The organism is Deltaproteobacteria bacterium (assembly GCA_030654105.1).
In the GTDB taxonomy this organism is placed as follows: Bacteria; Desulfobacterota; SM23-61; order SM23-61; family SM23-61; genus JAHJQK01.
The window spans coordinates 1-10347 of record JAURYC010000216.1 but is presented as its reverse complement, the minus strand read 5'-3'; the positions used below and the strand labels follow the sequence as shown (position 1 = coordinate 10347).

Annotated in this window: 6 protein-coding genes; 1 reads left to right on the top strand and 5 read right to left on the bottom strand. The window is 51.1% G+C overall.

Annotated features, from left to right (window positions below):
• Nucleotides 1-452: 452 nt before the first annotated feature.
• The 5 genes from Q7V48_09025 to Q7V48_09005 form a co-directional block, all read right to left on the bottom strand.
• Nucleotides 453-2240 (bottom strand): NAD+ synthase, encoded by a 1788-nt coding sequence (locus tag Q7V48_09025; protein ID MDO9210874.1) that lies wholly within the window; start codon nucleotides 2238-2240, stop codon nucleotides 453-455.
• Nucleotides 2237-3682, bottom strand: a complete 1446-nt coding sequence (locus tag Q7V48_09020) for a sigma-54 dependent transcriptional regulator (GenBank protein MDO9210873.1) — start codon at nucleotides 3680-3682, stop codon at nucleotides 2237-2239. The genes Q7V48_09025 and Q7V48_09020 overlap by 4 nt, the downstream gene beginning before the upstream one ends.
• A gap of 92 nt (nucleotides 3683-3774) precedes the next feature.
• Nucleotides 3775-6450, bottom strand: coding sequence for an ammonium transporter (gene amt, locus Q7V48_09015; protein MDO9210872.1), 2676 nt, complete (start codon nucleotides 6448-6450; stop codon nucleotides 3775-3777).
• A gap of 159 nt (nucleotides 6451-6609) precedes the next feature.
• The gene (locus Q7V48_09010) at nucleotides 6610-8244 is read right to left on the bottom strand and encodes an FMN-binding glutamate synthase family protein (protein MDO9210871.1); all 1635 of its coding nucleotides are present in this window, start codon (nucleotides 8242-8244) and stop codon (nucleotides 6610-6612) included.
• Between the two features lie 356 nt (nucleotides 8245-8600).
• Nucleotides 8601-9305 carry a GAF and ANTAR domain-containing protein gene (locus Q7V48_09005; GenBank protein ID MDO9210870.1) on the bottom strand — a complete coding sequence of 235 codons (705 nt, stop codon included), beginning with the start codon at nucleotides 9303-9305 and terminating at the stop codon, nucleotides 8601-8603.
• A 187-nt stretch (nucleotides 9306-9492) separates the two neighbouring features.
• Between Q7V48_09005 and Q7V48_09000 the strand changes: the two genes are divergently transcribed.
• Nucleotides 9493-10347, top strand: an 855-nt coding sequence (locus tag Q7V48_09000; protein MDO9210869.1) for a DUF362 domain-containing protein, incomplete at its 3' end; no start/stop codon positions are given.

Below are 10347 nucleotides of genomic sequence, written 5' to 3'. Positions count from 1 at the left end.
CTTTCCTCAGGGGGCAAGAAGTTCCGGTGAATTGTATGGGGACCGCTAAGCAATTTCTACACGAACGTCCCCCCTTTCATTCCCTAGACGCCAGATTTATAAAGTCCGGCTTATAGCGGGATTCGTCGCCCCGCATCTTTGGATTGGGCTTCCTTCAGACCCCACCTCACTCATGCGCAGGCACAATTCGTGGGTATCGGCTGATTGAACTTGAAAGAAATGGTGCGGAGTTAGCCACTGGCATAGGCTGCCCTCCTCTGGTAGGAACAAGCGAAGATTATCATTAATTCTTCGCAAATGTCAAGATTACAATCCCAGGGTCAGGTCTATTTAATTTGCATATCTTGTTGAGATAACTTTCCGGGTTGATTTCGGTTCTTTCTATCGATAAAAAAATAGATTCCACAATAGGGAATGTCCGCCGCTTTTGTAGGGTCTAAAGATTCGAAGAATCAAGGGTCTGCTCCTGGAACGCTGGACTGCTTGAACCCTTTTAGGGCCTTTTTCATCCTGTACTGATTCGTTATCGGCAGCCGGCGATCTTTGCCAAACGCCCGGGGTGTAATTTTGACCCCCGGAGGAGACTGTCTTCTTTTGTATTCATTGAGGTCCACCCTGCGGATTAAATCTTCGACCATCTTCTGCTCAAACCCCCGGGCTTGAATCATCTCCACGTTCTGATCCTCCTCCACGTAGGCCCGAAGGATCGGGTCGAGGATGTCGTAAGGAGGAAGAGAATCCGTATCTTTCTGGTTGGGTCGAAGTTCAGCTGAAGGAGGCTTTATCATCACCCGCTCCGGAATGATGCGGGTGGCCCCCAAGGAATTGCGGAAGGAGGCCAATTGATAAACCAGAGTCTTGGGAACATCTTTAATAACGGCGAATCCGCCGGCCATATCACCGTAGAGGGTGCAATAGCCTACTCCCATCTCGCTCTTGTTTCCCGTGTTTAAAACCAGCCAGCCAAATTTGTTAGACAGGGCCATTAACAAATTCCCCCGGATACGGGCCTGAAGGTTTTCTTCCGTGACATCGGGTTTTTCCCCGGCAAATGAATTTTTTAAAGTCTGCAGGTAAGATTTGAAGACATCGTCGATCGGGATGACCCGCAATGCAATTCCCAGATTTTCAGCCAGAGCCCTGGCATCTTCCAGGCTCTCGGGAGAAGAATACACCGAAGGCATGGCCACTCCTACTACGCTCTCCTTTCCCAGGGCATCCATGGCGATCGTCGCCGTCAGCGCCGAGTCAATTCCCCCGCTTAAACCGAGAAGCACCTTCTGAAATCCGTTTTTCCGGACATAATCGCCCGTCCCCAGAATCAGGGCCTGGTAAATTTCTTCCAGGGGACGTAAGGCCTCCTGGATCCTCGCGGGGAAGGGCTTAGGAGGCCGTTTCTTTTTCAGAGGGGGAAGGATCAGGCGCTGCAGTTTTCCTTCGGCCAATGAAGCCAGCTTTTCTTTTCTCCGCCGCGGGTCATGAAGTCGATAAAGCAGAACATCGTCCAGGTCTAAATCCACCACCAGGAGGTCTTCCTGGAACGCCTTGGCCGTGGCGATAACCTCTCCCCTTTGGTCCAATACCATGGACCCGCCATCGAAGACCAACTCATCTTGTCCGCCCACAAGATTGACATAGGCTACAATGGCCGAATAGTCCCAGGCCCGGGTGGATAGCATCCTCTGGCGAAAATTCCTTTTTCCGGCATGGAAGGGAGAAGAAGAAATGTTTACCACTAATTGAGCGTTACCCTGAAGGCACTGGGTACGCATGGGATCGCCCGGATACCAGATGTCTTCGCAAATATTCACCCCTATCGTCGTCTCTCCCAATTGAAAGACCAAAATATCCTTGCCGCTCTGGAAATAGCGATCCTCGTCGAAAACCCCATAATTGGGAAGGTAGATTTTATGGTACACTCCGACCAGTTTTCCGTCGTGCAGAACCCCGGCGGCGTTAAAAATATCTTCGCGCATATCGGCAAAACCGACGATGGCTGTAATTCCCCGGCTGGCTTTGGCTACCTTTTCCAGAGCTTGCAGATTTTCCTTGACAAAGGCGGGATTCAATAGGAGATCTTCGGGGGGATAACCTGAAATCGCCAATTCTGGGAAGGCCACCAAGTCGGCATCCACTTCCCGGGCCTGGCCGATGATTGCGGCAATTTTTTGCCCATTGCCCTGCAGGTCTCCAACCGTATTGTTAATTTGCCCCAGGGCCAGCCGCAAGGTTCGCTTCACCCTTCTCCCTCTACGATCGCAATATCTTTTCGGATCTTATACCGTTCAATCTTCGAACGCAAGGTATTCCGGCTCATTCCCAAGAGAATCGCTGCCTGAACCTGATTCCCTTTCGTTTCTTGTAAAGCCCTCTTGATAAGGATTTTTTCTACAGCCGACATCAGGTCAGATTCCGGCCTCCCCTTAGCATGTTCCGCCAGTTCTTTGAAAACCGGCTCCATCAACATCTCCAACCTTTTCTCGAAATCGATCTGTTCTTGGGCCCCGATTTCTGGCTCCACTTCTTCCAGGATGAAATCCTCAAGGAGCAGGGTGTGCCCTTTGGCGATAACCAAGGCCCTTTTTACTGCGTTCTCCAGTTCCCTAACATTTCCCGGCCAGCGATAGCGCATCAATTTTTCCAGAGCGCGCGGGGCGATGTTTTTAACGTTGCGGTTGATTTCCGGCGCGAAAATTTGCAAAAAATACCGCACCAGTTCGGGGATATCTTCTCTGCGCTCCCGCAGGGGAGGAAGATGGAGAGTAACAACTTTCAGTCGATAATAAAGATCCTGGCGGAATGTTCCTTCGCGGATGGCCTTTTCCAAATCCTTATTGGTGGCCACGATCACTCGCACATCTACAGTAATACGCTCGCTTCCCCCTAATCGTTCAAACTGCCGGTCCTGGAGCACGCGCAGGATTTTGGCCTGGGTTGCCGGGGTCATGTCGCCTATTTCATCAAGGAAAAGGGTACCTCCGTTGCATTGTTCAAATTTGCCGATGCGCCTGGTCAAGGCCCCGGTGAAAGCACCTTTTTCATGGCCGAAAAGCTCACTCTCCAGGAGGGTTTCCGGAATGGCGGCACAGTTCACGGGTAAGAACGGCTTTTCCGCCCGGCTACTATGATGATAGACGGCTCGGGCCACTAATTCTTTCCCCGTCCCGCTCTCACCGCGCAGGACCACCGTCACCCCCGTGGGGGCAACCTGGCCGATCATCTTGTAAATCTGTTGCATGGCCGGAGAAGATCCTACGATCGCCTCCACCCCGGCTCCTGCCTCGGGACGATCCGGATAAGCAACCATCTTTTTCATCATCCGGGATACTTCCAAGGCCCGCTCCACCATGGCCCTCATCTGGGGTATGTCAAAAGGTTTGAGGATGTAGTCGAAAGCTCCGAACTTCATGGCCTCAATGGCCGTTTCGGTCGTCCCAAAAGCGGTCATCAGGATGATCAATGCTTTGGGATCTTGTTCTTTGATCTGTCGCAGAACATCCAATCCACTCTGCCCGGGCATTTTGATGTCCATGATCACCAAGTCCGGATTTTCAGCAAAAAAAAGCTTTAGAGCTTCGGTTCCATTCTTGGCGGAAGAAATGAGAAAGCCCTGCCCTTCCAGCATCCGGTTTATCGAATACCGCATGCCGGGATCATCATCCACAATCAGAATTTTTTCCAAGAAACCTCCCAATTCACAACTGGGGTGTAGGGGGTAGGGTGTAGTAAATACACTTCGTACTTTAGACCCAACACCCCACACCCTACACCCTTTTAGTGTAACGGTAGGGTTATATAAAAAGTAGTTCCTTTTCCGAGGGTACTTTCCAGCTTGATTTCACCTCCGTGCTCCTCGATGATCCGCTGGGCGATCGGTAGCCCCAATCCGATGCCTTCTTCCTTGGTGGAGAAAAATGGCTCGAATATCCTGCTTTGGATCTCTTCCGCAATTCCTTCCCCCGAATCCTGAAAGGTTATGGTAACGACTGGGCTCCCGCGAGTTCCCCCTGGATGACTTTGCACCGCAGTGGCAACTTTCAATTTCCCTCCCTGGGGCATGGCCTGGATAGCGTTGAGCAAAAGGTTTAAGAAGACCTGCTTCATCTGCTCCCCATCCATTGGCACCGGGGGCAATGCGGGGTCATCTTCCCTCTTCAGCAAAACTCCCTGTGCTTCCATCTCGTAAACCACCAGGGCAATGGTTTCTTCCAGCACCTTGCGTACATCCCTCGGCTCCAGAGAAGGGGGCCGGGGCCGAGCGAAATCTAAAAACTGTTTTATAATTTTATTCACCCGTTCAATCTCGGTCTCGATCACGGCTAAATCTTTTTCCCGCGAGGCTGCTGTAGCCATTGCATCCACCAGGGAATGGATTAAAATTTTGATGCTGGTCAAGGGGTTGCGAATCTCGTGGGCAATCCCGGCCGAAAGCTTTCCCAAAGCCGCCAGCTTCTCGGATTGAAAGAGCTGTCTTTGGGTTTCCCCCAGATCGGCGGTGGCTCTTCTGACCCGTTCCTCCAGCTGGTTGCTGAAGGCTCTCAGCTCTTCATACATCAAAGCATTTTCCAAAGCCAGTGCCGCTTGGTTGGCGAAAATCATCAGCGACTGGAGTTTCTTTTCCGTGATAACGGTCTGGCTCATTAGATTATCGGCGGCGATTCCTCCTAAGACTTTATCCCGGGAAAGTAAGGGTACAACCGCAAAGGATTTAACATCCAAAAAATTGATCACCCCCCGATTCACCCGGGGATCCCGGCTGGCGTCTTCCACGATGAAAGGCCGGCGTTCTTTGATGGCCCGGGAGACCATGTTGTCTTCCGGGTCATAAGGTAAGCTGATATCTTGAATCCTATCCCTTTCCACTCCGACCGCAACTTTGCAGACCAGCTGATTTTTCTCTTCATCCAGCAGATAGAGGCGGGCCCGGTCAAACCCAATTCCTCGGGCCACTCCTTTCAAGATCAATTCCAGAATCTCATCTAAGTTCAGGGTGTGCATGGATTGCCCAATATCATGGAGCAGCGAAAGCTCGCGCACCCTCTCCAGTTCCTCGATGATCTCTTCTTGCTTTTTCTGGAATTCGTCGAATACCGGGTAAGAGGTCATGGAATGCTCCCCAAAATCCAACCCTTTGACTTCTTCTTCGGGGGAGACGCGCAGCCCCACGGTGGCGTCCAGGAGTTTGAAGAATCCAAAGGAAAGGGGGAAGGCCCAGAGGAAAACAGTAATCACTGCCAGCGCCTGAACCATGAGGAGGTCAATTCCCCCACCGAAGATCAACCCGTTTACGGCGTAACCCAAGCTATTCTGTACATATTTATCCTGGGCAAAAAACCCCACCGCCAAGGTTCCCCAGATGCCGTTCACGCCGTGAACCGAAATGGCCCCCACGGGATCGTCTATCCGCAGTTGCTCGAACGCTTTCAGGGAAAAATATAGAATGAAACTCGATAAGCTTCCAATGACTGCGGCACTAAATGGGCTGATGATGGCCACCCCTCCGGTGCAAGAGACCAAGCCGGAGAGGACTCCGTTGAGGGTCATGCCCACATCAGGCTTCCCGCGGAGAAACCAGGTCAAAGCCATGGTACACAGAGCTCCGCTCGCCCCCGCCAGAATCGTATTGACGGCAATCAGGGCGATGCTCGGGTTGGTAGCTGAAAGGGTATTGCCGGTATTGAATCCAAACCAGCCGAACCAGAGAATAAACACCCCCAGGGCCACCAAAGGAATATTATGCCCGGAAATGATATTGACGGACCCGTCGCGGTTGAGACGACCCAGACGCGGTCCCAACACCAGCACCCCCGCCAGTGACACCCAGCCCCCCACGGAATGCACGACCGTTGAGCCGGAAAAATCAATCATCCCCTTGCGGGCCAGCCAGCCCCCTCCCCAGATCCAATGGCCCACCACCGGATAAATCAACGTGCTGATGAGGACCGTGTAAAAAAGATAACCAATAAATTTAGCCCGTTCACTCATGGCTCCGGAAACGATGGTTGCAGCCGTGGCGGCAAAAACCACCTGGAACATCAAATTGGCAAACTTCCAGTTGTCTATTTTCCCGGAGTGAGTAATATGGTTCAAGAAAAAGTCGCTCGTCCCGAAAAGCCCGAGAGCACTGGCTCCAAACATCAAACCATAGCCGATGAAAAAGAACCCGATCGCCCCGATGGCAAAGTCGATCATGTTTTTCATGACCACATTGCCCGCGTTCTTGGCCCGGGTGAAACCCACCTCCACGAGGGTGAAACCCGCCTGCATAAAAAAAATCAAAAAGGAAGCCACCAGGGTCCAGATCATATCCATGGAGGCGGCATGCTCGGAAAGGGCTTTGATGTGTTTCCCCGCCTCATTTCCCTCCAGAGGCAGGGACCTACTCGGAATAAAAAGGAAGAAGAAAAGAAGAAGAGGGATAATAATTTTGGGCCGCAGGAAGAATCTCATATACCTTCCAGATTCTAAAAACCTTCCAGGACTACCTGAATATTATCATTCTTTGGGGGAAAAAGGCAAAATGACGAAAGCAAAAAAAAGGGGGAAGCTCACCGGGCTTCCCCCCCTGGATCCGTATAACCCGGCCATCCAGACCGTTGGCGGTTTTCCCTATAAATTCAGGGCTGCCTTTTCGGCATGAACTCCCTTGGGTAAAGGCTTAATTGAGCCACCCTTGCCTTCCAAGATTTTTTCAACCTCGTCCTGATCCGATTCCATTACATAGGGTATTCCGGAAACCTCCGCGGACTCGCGGGTCAGAGCGACCAGGTCTTCCCGGGTTATGTATTTTAGAGCAAATTTCCTGGCCCCGGCCATGAACTGCTGCAGGCCGGCGTTCAGTCGATCGAAATAGGTGATCATCCCGATGGCACCCGCAGGGATCTTTTGAAAATCTTTTCCGAATTTATCTTTCAACTTAGCCGCAAGAATAAAAACATGCTCAATATCGGTTCCGTATTTAGCAATGTCGGCTGGAACCTTCCCCTTTTTGATCATTTCCCCGATGGTATTACCAACCATAGCAGCGGTCATTGAGGCCCTGCCGAGGCAAATGGCTTTTATGTAAGGTGCAGCTAAGGCGAATGCCTTGAAGATATGATCCTCCAGGGCGAGCCCTCCCGCCATGGCGCAAGAGGGAATAAAAGCTCCCTTGTGATCCAGTTTTTTAAGGCATTGATAAAGGAGGCTTTCGAGGTAAACGGTAGGAATTCCCCATTCGTTCATCATTCGCCATGGGCTCATCCCGGTCCCTCCACCCGCGCCATCCACGGTCAGAAGGTCGATTTTGGCATCGGACGCATATTTAACTGCCCGAGCCAGGTCTGCCGCTCGGTAGGCTCCTGTTTTCAGAGAAATATGTTTGGTCCCGATCCTTTTCAGTCTTTCTATTTCTTTATGAAACCCTTCCTCGGTCACCATGCCCAGCCTGGAGTGACGCTCAAATTCCTTAAAATCACCCTGTTTGAATGCCTCTTGAATCACAGGATCTTCTGGGTCGGGAAGAACGATATACCCCCGGCTTTTCAATTGCAGGGCTCTTTCCAGGGTGCTAAGTTTTACCTCCCCACCGATGCCTTTGGCGCCCTGGCCCCATTTGGGTTCAATGATTTTAACGCCCAATTTTTCCACCGCGTATTCCGGTACACCCAACCGGCCGTCTTCCACGTTATACTGGACGACAATTCCCCCATATCCATCAAACCATTTTTGGAAGGTTTTCACCCTGCGTTCCATCTCCGGGGATCTGACGATCCGGCCATTCCGAATTTCAGCCTCTGGGTCCATACCGCAGACATTCTCACCCACCACGACCAAAGTCCCGGCGATGGCCGCGGCAGTGGCCATCGATTCCCAGTGGATGCGGGCGATGTCGGTAGACCCCAGAGCTCCGGTAAAATAGGGAAGACGTAGAGAAATTTTTTCCGCTGCTCCTAAGGTTGTGGAAATATCCACCGCCGGAAACGTTGCCTGATCAGAATCGGCTGCAACCCCCACTGCCCCTACGCAGGTACCCTGGATATTGAAATGGGAAAAATCAACCGGATAATCTTTTTCTGAACCGGCGGTTATTCTGGCAAAAGGTTGCGGGTAGAGAATTTCCCTTCCCCGTAAGGCTGATCGGCCCACTTCGCAAGGGCCTGGGCAGCCATCCAGGCAGGTAACACATATACCCGATCCCGGAGCAGCCGTTACTCGGTTCCGGCTCATAGTCGCTGCACTGGCATTCACTTTACTGTAAGACATTTTTTGGTCTCCTTCTTAATAAATATTTTTCCGAGTGGCCCTTTCCTATTTCTCAAAATAAAAAAGGCGCCCCTCTCCTTCCTGGACGCCTTTGTCATCTTCAGTGCCGCACATCATCGGACGGCGCTGCAGATTATTATTGTGTGCTATAATTAAACACAATGATTAAAATTTTGTCAAGAAAATTTTACTTGCCAGATAACTCCTTTCAACATTTCTAAGGGAATCCACTACTTGGGGAGAAAGAGAAAAAAATATCCTCAGCTTTATCGTTGACCTTGGTGGGGAGGAAGGTCGGATTTTTGTGAGATCCCTATAAAGGTAGGGGTTCGCTGCTCAACATTTCTATGGCAGCTTTAAATCTGGTTGGCCAGAATGATGGCCTCCGCGATTTCCCGCATCGTTTTCCTCAGATCCATGGATTTCTTTTGAATCCTGCGGAAGGCTTCTTCTTCAGAAAGCTGCTGTTCTTTCATCAAAATCCCCTTGGCCCGCTCCACAAGCTTGCGGGAAATCAACTCATCCTCGATCATCTTGGCCTTCATGATCAGGCCGGCATTTTCTATGGCGATGGCTGCCTGGTTAGCGACGGTGGTAAAAACTTCCACCTCGCTTTTATTGAACTTGTGCGGGTAGGAGGTGTAACAGTTAATCACCCCGATGACTTTATCTTTCACGCACATGGGAACGCTCAACATGGAAACCAGCCCCTCTATTTTAGCCAGTTCTTTCTCCTTGTATCTCGGCTCCTTCAGAACGTTATAGATCATCATTGGCCTGTTCTCCACGGCCACATATCCCACGACACCTTCGCCCATTTTGAGGCTTCTCTCTTTCAGGTACTCTTCGCTCATGGCCTGCGTAGCTCTGATCTTTAAGGCATTGTCTCTCTCGTCCAAAAGCCACAGGGAGCAGACTTTTGACTTCATCACCTCAGCCGTGACCACTACAATCAAACTCAGAATGTCCTCCAAGTAGAGGTCGGAGGAGATTGCTTTGCTGATCTTGGATAAAGCTTCTAACTTTTTAATCAAGGACCCTTTGGCATTGGTTGGGGTCATAGGATGTAAACCCGCCTGCAGAATTCTTTTATTAATTTGATAATATAACCCCAAGTTTTTGTCAAGGGTCTTCTCCCGATTCCCCTGATTCATATCATAGGGAAAGTTCAGGAGTTGGACTAAAAAGAAGTATTGCTTTCGGTACCAAATTTCTTAAAATGATTGCAGGGGAAAGGATGCAGTTTCGATGAAAAACTTTGGGCGAGAAATCACCCGTCGTGATTTTCTGAAATCCGCTGCTGCCGGCGCAGCTTTGACTCTGGCCGGGAAGCCTGTTTTTTCAAATGCCAAAGAAGAATATGACTTAGTGGTCATATCTGGTGATCCGGCCGCCGCGACAAGAAAAGCCTTAGAAGTCATGGGCGGTATCTCTCGCTTTGTCAAAAAAGGCCAGCGCGTTGTCCTGAAGCCCAACATGTCTTTTCCCAAGTCGCCCGAAGTGGGCTGCAACACCCACCCCATGGTAGTTGCCACCGTTGCCCGGGCTTGCCTGGAAGCCGGCGCCCAACAGGTATTGGTTCTGGATAATACTTTGAATAATCCGGAACTTTGTCTCGAGCGCTCAGGCATCCGCAATGCATGCCAGTCGATCAAAGGCGTCTACGTCATCACCGTTAAAGATAGGAAATTTTTCCGGGAGATCAAGGTCCCCCAAGGAAAAATTCTGGAGAGCGTGGAAGTCATAAAGGAAGCATTGGACACCCCCGTCCTCATCAATCTGCCTGTGGCTAAATCTCACTCAGCAACGGGTGTAAGTCTGGGCCTCAAGGGTTTGATGGGCTTGATCTGGGACCGGGAGAGCTTCCATTCCAAATACAACATCAACCAAGCGCTTGCGGACCTGGCCACGGTCATCAAACCCCAGCTTACCCTCCTGGACGCCACGCGGGCTTTGGTCACCGGGGGCCCGGGAGGACCCGGAGAAGTCCAAAAACCAAACCTGGTAATCGCCGGCATGGACCCGGTGGCCGTGGATTCCTACGGCGTAACCGTAGCCCCGTGGTACGGTCAAAATTTTAAAGGCCGGCAGGTCGAGCACCTG